At 73.2% G+C, this 19,370-nt stretch carries 13 protein-coding genes and 1 pseudogene; 6 read left to right on the forward strand and 8 right to left on the reverse strand.

Annotation, left to right across the window (positions count from 1 at the left end; all coding sequences use genetic code 11):
- Positions 1-176 precede the first annotated feature (176 nt).
- On the reverse strand, positions 177-1,622 hold the full coding sequence (locus AB0O40_RS33940) for a nitronate monooxygenase (protein ID WP_365049417.1): 1,446 nt from the start codon (positions 1,620-1,622) through the stop codon (positions 177-179).
- A gap of 183 nt (positions 1,623-1,805) precedes the next feature.
- On the reverse strand, positions 1,806-4,073 hold the full coding sequence (locus tag AB0O40_RS33945; protein ID WP_365049419.1) for a M4 family metallopeptidase: 2,268 nt from the start codon (positions 4,071-4,073) through the stop codon (positions 1,806-1,808).
- Between the two features lie 381 nt (positions 4,074-4,454).
- On the opposite strand from AB0O40_RS33945, the gene AB0O40_RS33950 reads away from it, so the two are divergent.
- A complete protein-coding gene (locus tag AB0O40_RS33950) occupies positions 4,455-5,930 on the forward strand; it encodes a sugar transferase (RefSeq protein WP_365049421.1) in 1,476 nt (491 codons plus the stop codon).
- A 17-nt stretch (positions 5,931-5,947) separates the two neighbouring features.
- Here the strand turns inward: AB0O40_RS33950 and AB0O40_RS33955 are convergent, their stop codons facing one another.
- The gene (locus tag AB0O40_RS33955; RefSeq protein ID WP_365049423.1) at positions 5,948-6,889 is read right to left on the reverse strand and encodes a GDP-L-fucose synthase; all 942 of its coding nucleotides are present in this window, start codon (positions 6,887-6,889) and stop codon (positions 5,948-5,950) included.
- A gap of 89 nt (positions 6,890-6,978) precedes the next feature.
- Between AB0O40_RS33955 and gmd the strand changes: the two genes are divergently transcribed.
- The 3 genes from gmd to AB0O40_RS33970 all read left to right on the forward strand — a co-directional run bounded on the left by gmd (position 6,979) and on the right by AB0O40_RS33970 (position 11,774).
- Complete coding sequence (gmd, locus tag AB0O40_RS33960; RefSeq protein ID WP_365049425.1) at positions 6,979-7,992, forward strand: GDP-mannose 4,6-dehydratase; 1,014 nt, start codon at positions 6,979-6,981, stop codon at positions 7,990-7,992.
- A 228-nt stretch (positions 7,993-8,220) separates the two neighbouring features.
- Complete coding sequence (locus AB0O40_RS33965; RefSeq protein ID WP_365049427.1) at positions 8,221-11,010, forward strand: LamG-like jellyroll fold domain-containing protein; 2,790 nt, start codon at positions 8,221-8,223, stop codon at positions 11,008-11,010.
- Positions 11,011-11,096: 86 nt separating this feature from the next.
- A complete protein-coding gene (locus AB0O40_RS33970) occupies positions 11,097-11,774 on the forward strand; it encodes a hypothetical protein (protein ID WP_365049429.1) in 678 nt (225 codons plus the stop codon).
- A 69-nt stretch (positions 11,775-11,843) separates the two neighbouring features.
- On the opposite strand, the gene AB0O40_RS33975 is transcribed toward AB0O40_RS33970, so the two are convergent.
- Positions 11,844-12,965: a glycosyltransferase gene (locus AB0O40_RS33975; protein ID WP_365049431.1), complete on the reverse strand. Its 1,122-nt coding sequence runs from the start codon at positions 12,963-12,965 to the stop codon at positions 11,844-11,846.
- Positions 12,962-13,501, reverse strand: coding sequence for a WcaF family extracellular polysaccharide biosynthesis acetyltransferase (locus AB0O40_RS33980; RefSeq protein ID WP_365049433.1), 540 nt, complete (start codon positions 13,499-13,501; stop codon positions 12,962-12,964). The genes AB0O40_RS33975 and AB0O40_RS33980 overlap by 4 nt, the downstream gene beginning before the upstream one ends.
- 221 nt (positions 13,502-13,722) lie before the next feature.
- On the opposite strand from AB0O40_RS33980, the gene AB0O40_RS33985 reads away from it, so the two are divergent.
- Positions 13,723-15,177 carry a hypothetical protein gene (locus AB0O40_RS33985; protein WP_365049441.1) on the forward strand — a complete coding sequence of 485 codons (1,455 nt, stop codon included), beginning with the start codon at positions 13,723-13,725 and terminating at the stop codon, positions 15,175-15,177.
- A gap of 93 nt (positions 15,178-15,270) precedes the next feature.
- On the forward strand, positions 15,271-16,947 hold the full coding sequence (locus tag AB0O40_RS33990; RefSeq protein ID WP_365049435.1) for a protein kinase: 1,677 nt from the start codon (positions 15,271-15,273) through the stop codon (positions 16,945-16,947).
- Positions 16,948-17,191: 244 nt separating this feature from the next.
- Here AB0O40_RS33990 and AB0O40_RS33995 read toward each other — a convergent pair whose 3' ends face one another.
- From AB0O40_RS33995 to AB0O40_RS34005, 3 genes and pseudogenes are all read right to left on the reverse strand, one after another.
- Positions 17,192-17,704: a GNAT family protein gene (locus AB0O40_RS33995; protein WP_365049437.1), complete on the reverse strand. Its 513-nt coding sequence runs from the start codon at positions 17,702-17,704 to the stop codon at positions 17,192-17,194.
- A 44-nt stretch (positions 17,705-17,748) separates the two neighbouring features.
- Entirely contained in the window at positions 17,749-19,059 is a 1,311-nt protein-coding gene (locus AB0O40_RS34000; protein WP_365049439.1) for a hypothetical protein, read from the reverse strand.
- Positions 19,056-19,370: pseudogene (locus AB0O40_RS34005) on the reverse strand (lipopolysaccharide biosynthesis protein); the annotation flags it as partial. The gene AB0O40_RS34000 and the pseudogene AB0O40_RS34005, both read right to left, overlap by 4 nt.

The following is a 19,370-nucleotide window of genomic DNA, read 5'->3' on the forward strand; positions in this document are numbered from 1 at the left end:
CGACGAAGGCGGCCTTCTCGACGGCCTGGTCCTTGACCTCCGCGGCCTTCTCCATGGCCTGCTCCTTGATGTCGGCCTCGCCGGCGTTTGAGGCGCGGGTCCGGGCAGAGCCCGGGGAACGGTGGAAGGGTGGGTCGGGGGCTCCGCTCCGCGCAGCGGCAACCCACGACGGCGGGTCAGTCGAGGCCCTCGGCAAGCCAGGACACGACCGCCGCGGCCCGGTACGGGGCACCGTCCGGGGACAAGGTCGCAAGGAACGTGAGGTCCTTGCCGATCGTCACGAGGGGGGCCTCGACCGCGCCGTGCGGGCGGCGTTGGGGGAGGCCGACGGTGGCGAGCAGGCCGTTGCACAGGCACTGCTTGCCGACCGTGTCGGCGACCGCGCCGCCCTTGCGGACGTACGCCCCCACCGGCTCCGCCGCACACCGGTAGGCCAGGCCCCGCGGCGTGCGGACCGGCGTCCGCAGGAAGCCCAGGTCGCAGACCCGCCGCCGGGCCCCGGCCACCGACGGTTCGGAGACCGTGCCCGGGAGTTCGGCCACCTTGAAGGGGAAGGCGGTCGGCGAGGCCGCCGGGTCGTTGCGCACCCGCAGCGTCCCCGCCACGGCCCGCTCCCGCAGCTGCGCCCGCAGCCGCTCCGTCATCCCCGACTCCTCGCAGAGCGCGAAGGCGCTGCCCACCTGCACCCCCGCCGCCCCCGCGGCCCGCGCCGCGGCCACCGCCGCCGGCGAGGACTGGCCGCCCGCCAGCCAGAACGGCAGCCCGAGCCCGGCCATCCGGGCCAGGTCCGGATGGTCCCGGGGCCCGTACACCGGCTCGCCCGCCGCGTCGAGCGTCAGCGGTCCGCGCGGCGGGGCGCTGTGCCCGCCGGCTCCGCTGGTCTCGATGACGAAGCCGTCGGGGCGGGTGACCTCGTCCCGGGCCAGGTACGCGGCCAGCACCGGCAGCGAGACGATGGCCAGCACCTGAGGCCGGCGCAGCGGTCCCGGCACCTGCCCGGCCAGCAGCGCGGCCGGGTCGAAGAGCTGGGGCAGCGGTTCCTCGTCCCCCTCGACGGCGATCGGGCTGACCACCCGCTCGTACCGGGACAGCCGGGTGGCCAGCTCCGGGATGCGCCCCGGCACGCCGGCCCCGACCAGGGCGTAGTCCACCCCGGCCAGCATCGCGCCGAACAGCGCCGGCGCGGTGGCCAGCTGGATCTTCTCCAGGTAGTTGATGCCCACCGGCCCGTCGTGGCCCTCCTTGGCCAGCCAGACCTCGGTGAAGTTGCCCAGGACCGTCAGGACCTCGGCCTGGCTGCCGCCGGTGGCGCGCAGCCGGGGCGCGGTCCGCAGCGGGGTGCCCTCGGGCACCCCGCCCGGGACGAAGTAGCAGTCCAGCGCGGTCCGGGCGAGTTCCGGCAGCGGGAAGGCGGCCAGCGCCCGGCGGGCGTGCCCGCCCGGGTCGCCGAGCTGGAGCACCCGGGCCAGCACCACGTCCAGCGCGGTGCCGGAGACCACGCCGAGCCGGCCGGGTCCGGAGACCGCGCGGGCCAGCCGCCAGCCGGAGACGGCCACGCCCATGCCGCCCTGGATCAGCCACGGGTGGTCGTCCGGCCGGGATTGCTGCGGCTCCTGCGTCATGTGCGCGTCCCTCCGGGATCCGTAACCTACGGTCCCGTAGGTTGTCGCTCCCAGTCTCGCGCCGCGGCCCGCGCCTCCGCGGCGGCGAAGGTCCCCTCCGTACAGGCAGAACGGCCCGGGGGAGACCCCCGGGCCGTTCTCGGTTCACTCGGTGCGACTCAGCGCCGCTGATCCCCTAGGAGATCAGAAGGTGAGCTTCCAGCTGTTGATGTAGCCGGTGTCGAGGGAGGCCGCGTCCTTGACCCGCAGCTTCCAGGTGCCCTGGGCCACCTCGGAAGAGGCGTTGACCGTGAAGGTCTGATCGATGTTGTCCGCGCTGCCGCCGGAGCGGTTGCGCAGGTTGTAGACGGAGCCGTCGGGGGCGACCAGGTCGACCACGAGGTCACCGACGTAGGTGTGCACGATGTGCACCTCGACCTTGAGGGTGCTGGGCGCGTTGCCGGAGCGGGCGACCGCGATCGGCGACTCGACGGTCGCGTTGTCCGCGATCTGGTAGTCGGTGGTGTTCTCGAAGACGTTCAGCTGGGTGCCGACCGTCCACTGGAACGACGCGGTGCCGGTCTGGTTGGCGGAGTCCTTCACCGTGACGACCGGGTTGTACGTGCCGGCGGTGGAGGCGGTGCCGGAGATCAGACCCGTGGACGAGTTGATCGACAGGCCGGTCGGCAGGCCGGTGGCCGAGTAGGTCAGGGCGCCGGCGTTGGTGCTGGTGGCCTGGATCTGCAGGCTCACCGCGCTGCCGGTGACGGTGTTCTGGTTGCCGGGGTTGGTGACCGTGACGCCCTGGACGACACGGGCGCCGACCGCGATGCCGGCCCAGGCGTTGGCCACGTTGTTGTACGTGGTCGAGCCGACCCCGTACAGGTCGCCGGCGGCCTTCAGGGTCTGGACGCGGGCGTCGGCGTAGTTGGTGTTCGACTTGAAGTAGCCCACCGTCAGCGCGCGGAACCAGATCTTCGCGGCGGCGTCCCGGCCGATCGCGGTGACGGGCAGGTTGTCGGCCGTCGGCGAGTTGTAGCTGACGCCGTTGACGACCTTGGCGCCGGAGCCCTCGGACATCAGGTAGTAGACGTGGTTGGCCGGGCCCGACGAGTAGTGCACGTCGATGCCGCCGAGGCCGGAGTACCAGCTGTCCTTGGACGAGCCGTCCTTGCTCGGCTTGTCCATGTAGCGCAGCGGGGTGCCGTCGCCGTTGATGTCGATCTTCTCGCCGACCAGGTAGTCGCCGACGTCGGTCGGGTTGTTGGCGTTGAACTCGACGTTCGCGGCCATGATGTCGGAGGTGGCCTCGTTCAGGCCGCCGGACTCGCCCGAGTAGGTCAGGTTGGCGGTGACCGAGGTCAGACCGTGGGTCATCTCGTGCGCGGCCACGTCGATCGAGGTCAGCGGCGCGTTGTTGCCGGACCCGTCGCCGTAGGTCATGCAGAAGCAGCTGTCGTCCCAGAAGGCGTTGACGTAGCTGTTGCCGTAGTGGACGCGGCTGTAGGGGGCCACGCCGTCGTTGCGCAGGCCGTTGCGGCCGTGCACGTTCTTGTAGTAGTCCCAGGTCAGCTGCGCGCCGTAGTGGGCGTCGGCGGCGGCGGTCTCCGCGTTGGAGGCGGCGCCGTTGCCCCACGTGTCGTCCGGGCCGGAGAAGAGCGTGCCGGTGCCCGAGGAGCCGTGGTTGAGGTTGTAGGTCTTGTGGTTCCCGCGACCCGTGTCGGTCAGGTTGTAGGTGCTGCCCGACTGCGAGGTGCCGAGGGTGACCTGGCCGCTGTACTGGGTGTTGCCGATGCCGGTCTCGATGGCCTGCCACTGGAAGATCTTGGCGCCGGTCTTGGCGTCGGTGATCACGTGGAGCTTGCTCGGGGTGCCGTCGTGCTGCACGCCGCCGACGACGGTCTCGTACGCCAGGCGCGGGGTGCCGGAGGCGGCCCAGACCACCTTGCGGGCGGAGCGGGAAGCCTTGGAGTCCTTGCCGCCCTGCGCCTTCGCGGCGCCGACGGCCTGCTTCTCGGCGGTGGCCGCGGTCACGGCCGCGGTGGTGGCGGCCGAGATGGTGCGGTTGGTCGCCCGGGTCACCGACTTGGTGACGCCGCCCTTGGCGTGGACCGTGAGGTCGCCGCCGAGTACGGGCAGCCCGTCGAAGGTCCGCTCGTAGGTGGTGTGCGTGGTGCCGTCGGCGTCCTTGACGACGTCGCGGACGATCAGCTTCTCCTTGGCGCCGAGGCCGAGGGCCTTGGCCGCCTGGGAGGTGGTCGAGTTCGCCTCCGATATGAGCGTCGCACGCTCGGAGGGGGAGAGCTTCGCGGGGGCCGCGCCCGGGTTCGAGCGGGCGATGGACGGAGCGCCCTGCGACGCGGTGGCGTCGGCGTTGGCGGTACCGGCCTGGATGCCGACGGCGAGCATGGCCGCAGCGGCGATCAGCGCGCTGGTGGCAGTGGCGGCGCGCCGGTGGGGGGTGGGACTCAACGCAGGCTCCTCTTGAAGGGGGTCCCGGGCGGCTGGGTGGGTCGCCGGGCAGAGCGGGCTGTGCGGAGAACGGAGTGAAGATTGCCACCCGGGATGTATGAATGTCAGGGCCGCGTCAAAAGGTTGGCCGGAAATCGTTCGTTGTCCGAAGAGACGCATCCGATATGCGAACTATTCATCTGGTTGCGGTACTGGAGGTCCCGAAAATCGGAACGAGGGATACCGCCTGTTAACGAGTGTGCAACGAGCTGTCTCGTTCACGTAAACGGCACTTCCCGTACGGGCGTTTGTCGTACTGTTTCCCGGTGCGTCAGACGTTCGCCGCCAGGGGAAGCGGTGGGCGGTGCGCGACTCCGACGACCGTACGTGCCAGGGGGGCCCATGAGGCATGTTCACGTTCCCGCTGCGAGAGTGGCCAGATCAGCACCAGTGCCGGGTGGGGCCACCCGAGGCCTGGGTGTCAAAGCGCGCTGGTACCTGCCGGCCGCGCTGGTCACCGACCTGCTCGGCGCGGGTGTTCCGGTGTGGTTCGCCTTCGAGGCGGCCCACCAGCCGTACCCGAAGGGCTGCGCGCTGGGCGCGGCGTTGGTCTGGACCGGAGTCCAGGCACTGCGCCGGCGCTACGCCGCGCGGGCCCTCGGCGAATCCCGCGGTGTCCTGCCGGTGCTCCACGACTGGCTGATTCTCATCGGTGTCCTGGCCGTGGGCCGCGCCGCGACCGGTGAATCCAGCGATCCGCTGGTCTCGCTGTGCGCCCTGCTGCCCGCGCTCCTGCTCACCGTCGTCTGCCACAAGCTCACCTACCGCCACCTCGGCGCCGCCCGCCGCGAGGCCCAGGCCGTCAGCCGGGTCCTGGTGGTCGGCGAGGTCGGCGCCGCCGAGAGCGTCATCGGCCACCTCGCCGGCCGCACCGACCACCCGTACGTCGTGGTGGGCGTGGTGCCGGTCGGCCCGGGTGCGCTGACCAGCGGGGTACCGGTACCCGCGCGGCTGGACCCGCAGATGCCCGAGGCGCCCGGCGCGGACGCCGACCCGGTGCTGGCCGCGGTCCGCGACCAGCACGCCGACCTCGTGCTGGTCGCCCCCGGCGCCCGGCTCGCGGGCGAGCGGCTGCGCCGGATCGCCTGGGCCCTGCACGACGCCGGGCTCGAGCTCGCCGTCTTCCCGGGGCTGGTCGAGATATCCGTCAAGCGCCTGGAGACCGTCTCCGCCGGCGGCCTCGCCGTGCTGCGGGTGGCGCCCCCGGTGCGCCGGGGCGTCCAGCCGCTGCTCAAGTCGGCGCTGGACCGCACCGGCGCGGCCCTGGGCCTGCTGGTGCTGGCCCCCGTCTTCCTCGGCCTGGTGACCGCCATCCGGCTGGGCTCGGCGGGCCCCGCCTTCTACCGGCAGCGCCGGATCGGCCGGGACGGCGTGCCGTTCACCATGTGGAAGTTCCGCACCATGGTGGTCGACGCGGACCGCCGCAAGGCCGAGCTGGCCGGGGCCAACGAGAACGACGGCCACATGTTCAAGATGCGCCGCGACCCCCGGATCACCCGGGTCGGCCGGCTGCTGCGCCGCACCTCGCTCGACGAGTTGCCGCAGCTGATCAACGTCCTCTCCGGCCGGATGTCCCTGGTCGGCCCGCGGCCGCCGCTGCCCGAGGAGGTGGCGCAGTACGACGAGGTCGAGCTGCGCCGGCTCGCGGTGCGGCCCGGCATGACCGGCCTGTGGCAGATCAGCGGCCGCTCCGACCTGTCCTGGGACGAGACCGTCCAGCTCGACCTCCAGTACGTCGACAACTGGTCCTTCACCAGCGACGTCGACCTGGTGGCCCGTACGTTCCGCGCCGTCGTCGACGGGCGCGGAGCGTACTGAGGGGCCGGTCGATGAGTTCAGCTCTGCTCGCGCCACCAGCGGTAGGTGGCCGCGATGCCGTCCCGCAGACCGATCCCCGGCTTCCAGCCGAGGGAGGTCAGCCGGGTCACGTTCAGCAGCTTGCGCGGGGTGCCGTCGGGCTTGGACGTGTCCCAGGCGAGCCGGCCGGTGAAGCCGGTGACCGAGGCCACCGTCTCGGCCAGCTCGCGGATGGTGAGGTCCTCGCCGCAGCCGATGTTGACCGGCTCGTCCCCGTCGTAGGAGGCCAGCAGCACCGCGCAGGCCGCGGCCAGGTCGTCCACGTGCAGGAACTCCCGGCGCGGGGTGCCCGAGCCCCACAGCACGACCTCCTCGCGCCCCTCGGCCGCGGCCTCGTGGAAGCGGCGGATCAGCGCCGGCAGCACGTGCGAGGTCTCCAGGTCGAAGTTGTCGCCCGGGCCGTAGAGGTTCGTCGGCATGGCCGAGATGTAGGAGGCGCCGTACTGCTTCCGGTACGACTGCACCTGCACGATGCCGGCGATCTTGGCCAGCGCGTACGCCTCGTTGGTCGGCTCCAGCGGGCCGGTCAGCAGGGCGTCCTCGCTGATCGGCTGGGGCGCCAGCTTCGGGTAGATGCAGGACGAGCCCAGGAAGAGCAGCCGGCCGACGCCGGCCGCGTGGGCGCCGGCGATCACGGCCAGCTGGATCTTGAGGTTGTCCTCGAGGAACTGCACCGGGTAGGTGCTGTTGGCCATGATGCCGCCGACCTTGGCGGCGGCGAGCACGACGGCGTCCGGGCGGACGTCCTTGAGGAAGGCTTCCGTGGCCGCCGCGTCGCGGAGGTCCAGGTCTTCACGCCCGCGGACGATCACCTCGTGGCCGTCGGCGGTGAGCCGCCGGACGACGGCGGATCCCACGAGGCCGCGGTGGCCCGCGACGAAGACGCGGGCGTGCGTGGGCAGGTACGGCGATGCAGTCATGCACCGGATGATGTCAAACCCGATTCACCCGCAGGGGATCAACCCCGCATTTCAGTACGAACCACCATCGATTCCCTGGGAGAACCCGCATGAGCAAGACAGCACTGATCACCGGCGTGACGGGTCAGGACGGTTCGTACCTGGCGGAGCTCCTGCTCTCCAAGGGCTACACGGTGCACGGCCTGGTCCGCCGCTCGTCCAGCTTCAACACCGAGCGGATCGACCACATCTACCAGGACCCGCAGACCGCCAACCGGTCCTTCGTCCTGCACCACGCCGACCTCTCGGACGGCGTCGCGCTGGTGAACCTGCTCCGTGACATCCAGCCCGACGAGGTCTACAACCTCGGCGCCCAGTCGCACGTCCGGGTCTCCTTCGACGCCCCGCTCTACACCGGCGACGTCACCGGCCTCGGCGCCCTGCGGCTGCTGGAGGCGATCCGCGCCAGCGGCGTGGACACCCGGATCTACCAGGCCTCCTCCTCGGAGATGTTCGGCGCCACGCCGCCCCCGCAGAACGAGGCCACGCCCTTCCACCCGCGCAGCCCGTACGGTGCCGCGAAGGTCTTCGCGTACTGGACCACCGTGAACTACCGCGAGGCCTACGGCATGTACGCGGTCAACGGCATCCTGTTCAACCACGAGTCCCCGCGCCGCGGCGAGACCTTCGTGACCCGCAAGATCACCCGCGCGGTGGCCCGCATCAAGGCCGGCCTCCAGGACCGCCTCTACCTCGGCAACCTGGACGCGGTCCGCGACTGGGGCTACGCGCCGGAGTACGTCGACGCCATGTGGCGGATGCTCCAGCAGGACGAGCCCACCGACTACGTGGTCGCCACCGGCGTGCCCGCGACGGTCCGGCAGTTCGTGGAGTCCTCCTTCGCGCACGTCGGCCTCGACTGGAACGAGTACGTGCGCTACGACCCCAAGTACGAGCGCCCCAGCGAGGTCGACGCCCTGATCGGCGACGCGAGCAAGGCGCAGGAGCTCCTGGGCTGGAAGCCGACGGTCATGGTGGAGGAGCTGGCCCGGATCATGGTGGACGCGGACGTCCGCCAGGTCGAGGACCAGTTGGCCGGGGTGACGGTCCGCATCGACCGCTGACCCCCTAGAGTTTGCATGTCCCGGTCAGTACCTACCGGTACTGGCCGGTATGCATCGTTCTTTTTGTTGTGCCGTATGTCCGCAGTGCACCGATTCGCCTGTCCTCATTGGTATCCAATGGGTCAAGTGGGGTGACCGGGCCCTCACCTGAGCCCTAATCTGCGCGAGTACATATGGCTGTTCGGATAAATCCAGCCATTCAAACCGGGCGATTGCCCTGGGGGGCTCATGCGTAGATCCAGAGGGCTGACAGCTGCCCTCGTCCTCTCCCTCGCCGGCGCGGGTGCCGGCATCGGGCTGGTCGTGATGCCGCAGGCATCCGCCATCACCACGCCCGTCGCGTTCACCGCCGACGACCTGCCGACCTGGCAGACCAACGGCATCGTGTACGCGATGGCGCAGGCCAACGGCACCGTCTTCGCCGGTGGCACCTTCTCCGCGGTCATGCCGCCGGAGGGCGCCGGCAGCGGCGCCGAGCAGGAGGCCGTGAACTTCGTCGCGCTGGACGCCGCGACGGGCAACCCGACCGACTGCCACCTCTCCTTCACCGTCGGCGACGGCACCGCCACGGTCCGCGCGCTGACCGTCTCGAAGGACGAGAAGACGCTCTACGCCGCCGGATACTTCGGCGCCGTCAACGGCGTCCCGGTCGCCAGCGTCGCCGCCATCGACATCGACAGCTGCGCCCCCAAGCCGTCGTTCCACCCGTCCTTCCCCGCCACCGTGCGCGCGCTCGCCGTCACCGACGACACGCTCTACGCGGCCGGCGACTTCGGCACCGTCGAGGGCACCACCCGCGAGCGGTTCGCCGCGGTGGACGCCACCTCCGGCGCCCTGAAGCCCTTCACCGCCAACGCGGACGAGCCGGGCCGGGCCATCGAGGTCACCCCCGACGGCAAGAACGTCATCCTCGGCGGCGACTTCTTCTACGTCAACGGCGCCAACAGCCACGCGCTGGCCGTGGTCAACGCCACCACCGGCGCGAACACCAAGACGTACCCCAACGGCTACATCCCCTCGACCTCGGTCGTGAAGGACATCGCCACCGACGACGACGGCGGCTTCTACACCGGCAACGAGGGCTCCGGCGGCGGCGTCTTCGACGGCCGGATCGGCCTGCGGCTGAGCGACTTCACCGAGAAGTGGCGCGACCGCTGCCTCGGCGCCACCCAGTTCGTGCTGCCGTACCAGGGCGTCCTGTACAGCTCCTCGCACGCGCACGACTGCTCCCTCGAGGGCCAGTTCCCCGACGGCAAGCGCAACTTCTTCAACGCGCAGCTGACCAACTACGAAGGCGCCGCCCCCGCGCCCGTGGACGGCTACGTGCGCAGCCCCCGCAAGCTCGGCTGGCACCCGACCGCCAACGACGGCATCGGCGAGGGCATCGGCCCGCGCGTCATGGCGATCTCGGAGAAGGACGGCGTCAAGTACATGTGGGCCGGCGGTGAGTTCACCCTCATCAACGGCAAGCCGCAGCAGGCCCTGACCCGCTTCGCCTCCACCGGCGACGTCGGCGCCCCGACCACCCCGGTCGCCAGCGCCTCCGCGGTCAAGCCCGGCGAGGCCCAGGTCCGCTGGCGCACCAGCTACGACCAGGACGACAGCAAGCTGACGTACCGCATCTACCGCAACGGCTCGGGCACCCCGATCGGCACGGTCACCGCGGAGTCCCTGGAGTGGGAGCGCCCGCAGGCCTCCTGGACCGACACCACCGTCAAGGCGGGCCAGTCCTACACCTACCGGGTGACCGCCACCGACGCGGCCGGCAACACCAGCGCCCTGTCGGCCACCGCCGCCGTCACCGTCCCGGCCACCGTCCAGGCGTACCCGAACCAGGTCCGCGCCGACGGCGCCACCCTGTACTGGCGCTACGACGACTCGGTCACCCCGTACGCCGCCGACTCCTCGGACGGCGGCAACACCAGCGGCGTGCACTACAACGCCCCGACGCTGCGGGTCGCCCCCGGCGCCATCACCGGCACCAGCACGGCGATCGCCTTCAACGGCTCCGACGAGCAGGTCTACAGCGACCACCGCCAGACCGTCGGCAGCAGCTACTCGCTGGAGACCTGGTTCAAGACCAACAGCTCCCGCGGCGGCAAGCTGATCGGCTTCGGCAACAACAAGGAGCGCAACAGCAGCAGCTACGACAAGCAGATCTACCTGACCAACACCGGTCGCGTGGTCTTCGGCGTCTACAACGGCTCGACCCAGACCATCAGCACCGGTCTGTTCGACACGTTCAACGACAACAAGTGGCACCACGCCGTCGCCACCCAGGGCCCCTCGGGCATGGCCCTGTACGTCGACGGCAAGAGCAAGGGCACGCTGAACGTCACCACGCACCAGGCCTACGAGGGCTTCTGGCACGTGGGCGGCGACAACCTGTCCAGCTGGCCGAGCCGTCCGACGAGCAACTTCTTCGCCGGTCAGATCGACGAGACCGCGGTCTACCCCTCGGTCCTCAGCCAGGCGCAGGTGACCAACCACTACAACCTCGCCAAGGCCGCCACCGACACCGTCACCCAGGTGTCCGCGACCGAGGACACGTACATCAACCAGGGCGCCCCGAGCGCCTCCTACGGCACGGCCACCTCCATGGCCGTCCGCGGCAGCGGTTCGCTGTACGAGTCCTACCTGCGCTTCACCCTGCCGGCCGCCCCGGCCGGCCAGGTCCTCAAGGCCGCCTCCCTCCAGGTCAAGACCTCCACCCAGGCGGGGGCCGGCACCGCCGACACCGTCTCCGTGGTCCCGGTCACCGGCACCTGGAGCGGCACCAGCACCTTCACCACCAAGCCGACGCTGGGCGCCACCGTGCTCGGCAGCATCTCCGCCGTCCCGGACGGCTCGGCGCTGCACAGCATCGACCTGGACAAGGCCGCGGTCACCGCGGCCCTGGGCAGCAGCTACAGCCTCGGTCTGACCAGCAACGGCAGCGACCCGCTGTGGCTGTGGTCCTCCGAGTCCACCGCCAGTGAGGGCACGCCGCAGCTGGTCCTCACCTTCGGCCAGCCGTAAGGCCCCGGCCGAGTGAACCAGGGCACGGGGTCCGGCCGCCACGGCCGGGCCCCGCGCCTGCACCGACCCCCTTCTGGAGCCACCTGATGCGTCCCCTGAACCGACGCGCCGCGGCCGCGGTCCTGCTGACCGCCGCCCTCACGCTCACCGCCTGCAGCTCGGGCGGCGACACCGACGACAGCGCGGCCGCCACGCCCAAGGCACCGGCCAGCTCCTCCGCGCCCGAGCCGGTCACCGACCCCAGCACCGCTGCGCCGGCCGCCAAGCCGACCGGACCGGTCCTCTCCGACGACCAGCTCAAGCCGGTCACCGGCTCCTTCACCCCGAAGGAGAAGGAGTACCTCAAGGGCCGGGTGCCCGCGAAGACGGACCCGGCGGCCGTCCTGCAGACCGGCCAGGAGGCCTGCCAGCGGGTGGCCCGGACCGCCAAGCACGACAAGGACGCCGCGATCGCGGCGCTGATCGCCGGCGAGATCCCGGCCGCCGAGGACGCCATCCCGGGCCTGTGCCCGGACCAGCAGCCCGTCCTGGACGCGGCGAGGACCGGCTTCGGCGACGGGTCGCACAAGGACGTCCGGCCCGGCACCTACCGCGCCCTCACCCAGAGCCCGGACTGCTCCTGGCAGGCCAAGGGCCGCGGCGGCAAGAGCCTGGCCGCCGGCCCCGGCCTCGGCCACCAGCCCGGTGACAAGGTCGTCGCCAAGGTCCCCGCGGGGACCACGGAGTTCGTCTCCACCGGCTGCTACGCCTGGCTGCCGGCCTGACGTACCGCAGGAAACGCCACGGCCCCCGGACGCATCCGTCCGGGGGCCGTGGCGTACCACCGCGCGCCGTCAGTCCTTCGCGATCCGCCCGTACACGGACAGCAGCGTGTCCAGCACGGCGTCCATCGAGTACGACTCGGCCGCCAGCTTCCGGGCGGCGGCCGACGCGGCCCGGTTCACGTCCTCGTCCAGCAGCTCCAGCACCGCCGCGGCCACGCCCTCGGGCCCCGGCTCGACCGCGCGGCCCGCACCGGCCGCCGCGATGTCCCGGGCCAGGCCGTTGGAGTGGGTGACCACCACCGGCACGCCCACCGCCATCGCCTCCAGCACCGACATGGGGAACGGCTCCTCCACCGACGGCAGCACGTAGACGTGCGCCCGCCGCAGCTCCGCCAGGACCTCCGCGCTGGTCAGCGCCCCCGGCACGGTCGTCCGGTCCGCCAGGTGCAGCGTGTCGACCGCGTGCCCCACCGCGCCCGCCTCGCCCTCGTCGGGCCCGGCCACCACGTACTCCGCGTCCGGCTGCCGCTCCCGGACCAGGGCCGCGGCGCGCACGAAGTCCACCGGCCGCTTGCGGGCCTGCAGGCGCGCCGAGTACAGGATCCGCGGGGGCCCGGCCAGCGGCGGCCGCTCCTCCTGCGCCGGGACGCCGTTGACCAGCCGGACCGTGTTGGGCAGCCCGTCGCCGCCCACCACCGCGTCCAGCGCCTCGCGCTCGTGCGGGGTCAGGTAGAGCACCGCGCCGGCCCCGCGCAGCAGCCGCCGCACCGCCACCGCGTCCAGCACCTTGGCCAGCAGCTTCCCGCTGGGGTCGACCATGCCGTGGGTCTGGAGCACCAGCGGCTTGCCGGCCCGCAGCGCCGCCAGCGCCACCGGCAGCGTCACCAGGTCCCGGGCCAGGTGGACGTGGACCACGTCCGCGTCCCGCACCAGCCGCCCGGCCCGCGCCAGCAGGGCCGGCGAGGTCATCCCGCTGAAGCCCAGCGGCAGCAGCCGGCGCGCCGGGTACAGCCGGGCCGGCACCCCCTCGACGTCGGTGGGCCAGGGCTCGCCGAAGCCCTCGCCGAGGGCGACCAGCGCGGCTTCGTGGCCGCGCGCCCGCAGCCCCTTGCAGAGGTTCAGGGCCACCCGTACCGGACCGCCGAAGGCGTGCGTCGGCGAGTGCAGGGTGACGGCGTGCAGGACTCTCACTTGGGCTCCTCCACGGGGCGGCGCGCGCCGTCCATGGTCTGCAGGGTCAGCTCGGGCAGGTCCTTGTGGACCACGGCGCCGGCCGCGGCCACCGCGTGCCGGCCGACGGTGACGCCGGCCAGCACGGTGGCCCGGGCGGCCACCCAGGCGCCGTCCTCGACGACGATCGGGGCGTTGCGGTAGCGGAAGTCGGCGGCCCGGTGGTCGTGGCTGCCGGTGCACAGCAGCGCCTCCTGGGAGACGCAGACGTTCGCGCCGATGGTGATCGGCTCCAGGTTCAGCAGCCAGGCGCCCTCGCCGATCCAGGTGTGGTCGCCGATCCGGAGCTTCCAGGGCCACAGCACCCGCACCCGGTGCCGGATCAGCACCCCGGTGCCGATGTCCGCGCCGAAGGCGCGCAGCAGCGCCACCCGCACCCGGGCCGGGGTGAACCAGGCCATGAAGACCGTGTTCATCACCGCGAACCACAGGGCCTGGGTCAGCTTGCCGCGGCCCTTGTCGTAACCGGCCAGCGTGAAGGCCGGGAGATCACGCATCGAGATACACCCCCACTGGTACCGCCCCTGGCACCGGGCGTTCACATTATCGGTTCGGCAGCATTCGTGGGCTCGTCGTCTCCGGGCTCCGGGCGCTGGCTAGACTGCCTCGCATCGCACGACATGGGGTGGGCGCAGTGGCGACAGACATACAGGGGCCCGCACAGGGCACCCCCTGGGGCTCGGGCCCCCGCCCGCCCGTCCCGCCGCGGGACAAGGGCGTGCCCGACCCGGAGCAGTGGGGCAAGGTCACCACCCCCCGCACCCTGCTCTCCCGGGCCCTGTCCGTCCCGCTGGCCCTCGGCTTCACCGTCTTCCTGCCGCTGTTCGTCATCTCCCAGTCCGGCGCCGGTGTCCGCGACGCGGCCTTCTGGGTCCAGCTGGCCCTCGCCATGTACGCCGGGGCCCGGCTCTCCGCCATGGTCCTCACCAGCCGCCGCAAGCTCCTCCAGGGCTCCTTCTGGCTCTTCGTGTACATGGCCCTGGGCGTGGCACCGCTGGCCCAGGCGGTGCTCGGCCAGGTCCCCACGCCCGTGGTCGGCCCCCGGTCCGACCTCACCGAGGCCATCGCCCTCATCCTGCTCGGCTGCATCCTCTTCGACGTCGGCGCGCTGCTCGCCCGGCACCGGCCCGACCGGCACACCGGCGAGGAGGTGCGGCGGCCGGTCATGGTGCACCGGCGCCGGCTCCAGCTCCTGACCGTCATCGCCTTCGGCTGCTCGGCGGTCTTCATCCTCAAGCTCGGCGGCCCCGCGGTCTTCTTCAGCAGCCGGCAGGAGATCATCGCCGGCATCGAGGAGGCCGGCGTCTCGGCCAACGACGGCCAGGCCGGCCAGGCCCTCCTGCGCGGCTTCGGCACCGTCCCGGCGCTGCTCGCCCTGCTGATGTACACCCGCTGGCTGGTCACCTCGACCCGGGCCCGCCGGATGCCGTCGGTGATCGCCACCACGGCCGCCCTCGCGGTCCTCAACCTGATCGTCAACAACCCGATCTCGAACCCGCGCTACTGGTTCATGACCGTGATGTTCTCGCTGCTCTTCACGCTCTTCCCGGTGAGCGCGGCGATGTACCGGGTGGCGCTGAGCATGGGCGTGATCGCCGCCCTGCTGATCTTCCCGTTCGCGGACCGCTTCCGGTACGACGAGAAGAACTACAAGCCCGTGGAGACCACGTCCTTCCTCGAGCCGATGGCGCTCAAGGACTACGACCAGGTCGGCATGTTCGCCAACACCATCACCTTCTCCCGGTCGGGCCCCGGCTACTTCTACGGCCGCCAGCTCGCCGGCTCGGTCTTCTTCGCCGTGCCCCGCTCGGTCTGGCCGGGCAAGCCGCGCGACACCGGCGTGATGGTCGGCCAGTGGATGGGCGCGGTCAACACCAACCTCTCCTCGCCGATCTGGGCAGAGCTCTGGCTGGACTTCGGCCCGGTGGGCATGGGCGCCGGGCTGCTCGGCATGGGCTACGCCGCGGCCCGGGTGGACCGCCGGTACGCCCGCCGGGCCACCCGCCGCTCCCCACCGGGCAGCCTGATCTCGATCGTGGTCCCGCTGGTCGCCGGATACTCCTTCATCCTGCTGCGGGGCCCGCTGCTCCAGGCCTCCGGCCGGGTGGCCATCGCCATGATCTGCCTGGCGGTCGTGGCCACCCACCGCCAGGACAAGCGCACCCTGCGCTGACCGGGGCGCCGGCTTCGGCACAACGCCTGTGCCCGGGGTGTGGCCTCTGCCACAATCCCTTGCGGCGGCAGCCGGGGGTCGAGGGGAGCGCGGGTGGCGGTCAACGGTCTCGTGGAGCTGGTGGTGATCCTGCTCGCCCTGGGGAGCGTGCTGGCGCGGTTGTCCCTGCGCCGGGTCCGGGCGGGTACCTGCCTGGTGGTGGGCCGCCGGGGCACCCACCGTGCGCTGTTCCCGGGGTGGCACCTCGTACTGCCCTTCGCGGAGCGGACGGTGGACCGGGTCGACCTGGGGAAGCGGGAAGAAGTCTTCCGGCTGCAGGCCGGGAGCGCCGACGGCCGGCTCCTCTTCGCGGACGTGCGGGTCCGCCACATGGTGGCCGACCCGCTCCGGGCGGTGGGGACGGGGGACACCTGGCCGGCCCTGCGGCGCCTTGCGCGGACCGCCTTCCGGGACACGGTCGGGCGACTGCCCGCGGCGCAGGCCCTGGGCGCGCCGGACCGGATCGGCACCGACCTGCACGACGCGCTCGTCCGGTTCGCCCACAGCCGCGGGCTGCGGCTGGGAGGTGTCGTCATCGTGCGTCTCGCGCCGGCCCCGCCCGAGTCCCAGCTGGCCTGGGAGCAGTACCGGCAGCAGTCCGACCGGGACCGCCGGGCCGGCGAGCTGCTGGCCGAGGGCGCCGAGAACGCCCGCGCCCTGCGCGCCGCCGAGGACCGGGCCGCCGCCGCCCTGCGCATGGCATCCGAACCGGTCCCGGTCCAGCAGGTGGTGGAGTACGTACCGACGGACGTCGAGCCGGAGCCCGAGCCCGAGCCCGAGCCGGAGCCCGAGCCCGAGCCCGAGCCGGAGCCCGAGCCCGAGCCCGAGCCCGAGCCGGAGCCCGCGGCGGCCGCCCCCGCGCCCGGTGGCGCCACCTGGCAGCGGCCGCTCCTGCCGGGGGACCCGCGGGAGGTGGGCCGGTACCGGATCGTGGCGCGGCTGGGCGAGGGCGGGATGGGCACGGTCTTCCTGGGCCTGTCGCCCGGGGCCCGGCGGGTGGCCGTGAAGGTGGTGCGGGGCGAGCTGGCCGCCGACCCGGCCTTCCGGGCCCGGTTCGCCCGCGAGGTGGAGGCCGCCCGGCGGGTGGGCGGTTTCCACACCGCCCCCGTGGTCGACGCCGGCCCCGGCGACCCGACGCCCTGGCTGGTCACCGAGTACATCCCGGGCCCCTCCCTGGAGGAGGTGCTGCGCGCGTACGGTCCGCTGCCCGGGCCGGTGCTGCGGACCCTCGCGCTGGGCGTCGCCGAGGCGTTGGAGGGCATCCACGCCTGCGGGATCGTCCATCGCGACCTGAAGCCGAGCAACATCATCGTGGCCGCGGCCGGCCCCCGGGTCATCGACTTCGGCATCGCCCGGGCCCTGGACGCGGCCCGGCTGACCCGTACCGACATGGTGGTCGGCACCCGCGGCTTCCTCGCCCCCGAAGTGCTCTGCGGCGGACCGCTGTCCACGGCCGTGGACGCGTACGCCTTCGGGATGGTGCTCTGCCACGCGGGCGGCGCGGCCGTCGAGGGCGCGGGCACGGCGGCGGACCAGGCCGTGCGGGTGCTGCCGGGGGACCTCGCCGGGGTGGTGGCGGACTGCCTCTCGGCGGACCCGGCCCGCCGGCCCTCGTCGCAGCAGATCCTGGACCGGCTCGGCGGCGGCCGCCCGGTCACCGACACCGACTGGCTCCCCCCGGCGGTCCGGGCGCGGGTCGCGTTCCACGAGGCGGCCACGCGGGCGGGGTGAGGGGTGTGGGGGGCAGCGGTGTTTGAGGGGGGCGGGGGCGCGGTGTGCGGGTCCCCGGTGCTTGCGGGGGTGTGGCTGTCAGGCCCTGCGGCAGGCCCACCCCGTCGGCTTCGCGGCTTCGCCGTGGCCTGCGGCCACCCACGGCCCGGGCCTGCCTCCGGACCAGCCTGCCACACCCCCGCAAGCATCTCCCCGCACACCACTCTGGGGAGAACGCGGGCTCGGCGCGCTGGGGGTGCGCGACTCAGCGGAGCAGTTCGGCGGCCAGGAGGTCCATCAGGAGGCCGTCGTGCCAGGTGCCGTCGGCGCCTCGCTCGTACTGGCGCATCACTCCGACCGGGCGGAAGCCGACCTTCTCGTAGCAGCGGATCGCCGGGGCGTTGTCGGCGGCCGGGTCGATGACCAGGCGGTGGTGGCCGAGGTCGTCCACGAGGTGCGCGGCGAGGGTGCGGACCGCGTCCGTGCCCAGGCCGCGGCCGTGCACGGCGGGGTCGAGGAAGAGGTCGATGCCGGCGTGCCGGTAGTCGGGCTCGTCCTCGGCGTGCCACTGGATCATGCCGACCACCGCATCGCCGTACCGGACGGTCCAGCAGTGCACGTCGGGGGCCGCCAGGTCCTCGGCCACCTCCGCGGCCAGGTCCGGCCCGCCGCGCCAGCGGGCCCGGACCTCGGGGGTGGCCCGGATCGCGGCCAGGGCCGGGACGTCCGTGCCGACGGCGGTCCGGAGTTCGACGAGCTTCCCGCGCAGCACCTTCATGCGCCGCAACCTACCGCGGCCGGCCCCGCCCGCGCCCGGGTGATTCAGGCGGCAGGGGCCGGGGCCGGTTCGGCGGGTTCGGCCGTGGGGGTCAGGCGGGCGACCCGGGACCAGGCGGCGGCGGCCTTCAGGGCCGAGCCCAGGGCCAGGCCCCAGGCGGCTCCGGCGGCGCCCCACAGCACGTAGCCGGCCAGCAGGAAGGCCACCGACAGGACCGAGAAGACGACCTGGACGGAGAGCGTGGCCTTGGGGCTCAGCACCCGCAGGGTCAGCAGGGCGCAGGTGCCCAGGCCCATCACGGCGTACTGCGCCCCGGTCGCCGGCAGCAGCGCGGCGGCCGAGGACCAGGTCGCGCCCAGCAGTTGCCGGCCCAGCCGGTCCGGCAGCGCGTACAGCACCGCGCCCCAGCCGGCGCCGACCAGCGCGAGCACCCCGCCCAGGGCGGCCGTGGCCCGGACCACGGCCCGCTTGCCGCGGAAGCGCCCGAGCAGCGGCGGCCCGAAGGCGTTCGCGGAGTTGAAGAGGACGTTCAGCGGGCCGAAGAGCGTGGTCGCACCGCGCAGCGCGCCGACCGCCAGCGGGGTGGCCACCACGCCGAGCCCGAAGACCGCGAGCTGGCTGGAGCCGTTGCCCACGGCGAACTCCACCAGGAAGCGCTGCCCGAGGTGCCCCCGGCGCAGGTACGGCCGGACGTCCGCCCGCGCGCCCGCGACGAAGGGCCGCAGCAGCCAGAGCCCCAGCGCCAGCGCCGGCACCGCCGAGAGCCCCCACACCAGCACCAGCCGGCCGGGCCCGGTCCCGTGCGGCTGGGGGAGCAGCGCCCCGAGCACGCAGGCCAGCCGCAGCGTGTCCGCGGCCAGCGCCCGCTGCGGCTGCCGCAGCGCGGAGAAGCAGTACCGCAGCCCGTCCTGGCACAGGACCAGGGGGAGTACCGCACCCAGGGCGAGGAAGGCCCCGCCGGAGGGGCCGGCCAGCACCAGCCCGGCCACCGCCAGCAGCGCCCCGGCCACCAGCGAGCCCAGCCCGGTGAAGGCCACGGCGGACCGGCAGACCGCGCCCAGGCCCGCGCCGCGCTCCAGCACCACGGTCTGCCCGACGTACGCCATGTTGGCCCCCAGCAGCACGCTGAAGGCCACGTAGACCATGGAGAAGGCGGCGAAGCCGTCCGCGGAGGACAGCCGCGCGGCCAGCACCAGCACCAGGATGTTGGTCAGGCTGGACGCGGCCTGGTCCAGGACGGAGGCGAGCACCGCCACCGCCCGGCGCGGCTCCCGGGGCCCGGCGGCCCCGGTCGCCGCGGCCGGCCGGGGACCGGGCACCCGCGGTGCCGGTCCGGCCGGTCCGGCGGTCGTCACCGCTCGCCCGGGCGCACCATGCGCAGGGCCACCGTGTCGCTGCCGTCGCCGGGGATGTGCTGGGTCGGGTCGGGGATCCGGTCCGAGGGGTTGGGGGCCGGGTCGGCGGCCCGCTCGGGCCGGGGGGCCGGCGGCGGGACGTGCTGGCGGGCGGGGGCCGGGGGTTCGGTCCGGCCGGCGCCCTTGGAGCGGCCCTTGCGGCCGCCCTTCTGGTCGCTGGGTTGTCCGCCGTGGAGGACGGCGCCGAGGACGGTGCCGCCGGCGCCGCTGATGAGTTCGCGGATGCGGACGAGGTCGGTGCGGTGGACGGC

It is taken from the genome of Streptomyces sp. NPDC089919 (assembly GCF_040684615.1).
Classification (GTDB): Bacteria; Actinomycetota; Actinomycetes; order Streptomycetales; family Streptomycetaceae; genus Streptomyces.

Excerpts from the sequence above, each read along its gene's own strand:
- AB0O40_RS33940 (WP_365049417.1), bottom strand. The coding sequence starts at position 1,622 with ATGACGCAGGAGCCGCAGCAATCCCGGCCGGACGACCACCCGTGGCTG.
- AB0O40_RS33950 (WP_365049421.1), top strand. The coding sequence starts at position 4,455 with ATGAGGCATGTTCACGTTCCCGCTGCGAGAGTGGCCAGATCAGCACCA.
- AB0O40_RS33955 (WP_365049423.1), bottom strand. The coding sequence starts at position 6,889 with ATGACTGCATCGCCGTACCTGCCCACGCACGCCCGCGTCTTCGTCGCG.
- gmd (WP_365049425.1), top strand. The coding sequence starts at position 6,979 with ATGAGCAAGACAGCACTGATCACCGGCGTGACGGGTCAGGACGGTTCG.
- AB0O40_RS33965 (WP_365049427.1), top strand. The coding sequence starts at position 8,221 with ATGCGTAGATCCAGAGGGCTGACAGCTGCCCTCGTCCTCTCCCTCGCC.
- AB0O40_RS33970 (WP_365049429.1), top strand. The coding sequence starts at position 11,097 with ATGCGTCCCCTGAACCGACGCGCCGCGGCCGCGGTCCTGCTGACCGCC.
- AB0O40_RS33980 (WP_365049433.1), bottom strand. The coding sequence starts at position 13,501 with ATGCGTGATCTCCCGGCCTTCACGCTGGCCGGTTACGACAAGGGCCGC.
- AB0O40_RS33995 (WP_365049437.1), bottom strand. The coding sequence starts at position 17,704 with ATGAAGGTGCTGCGCGGGAAGCTCGTCGAACTCCGGACCGCCGTCGGC.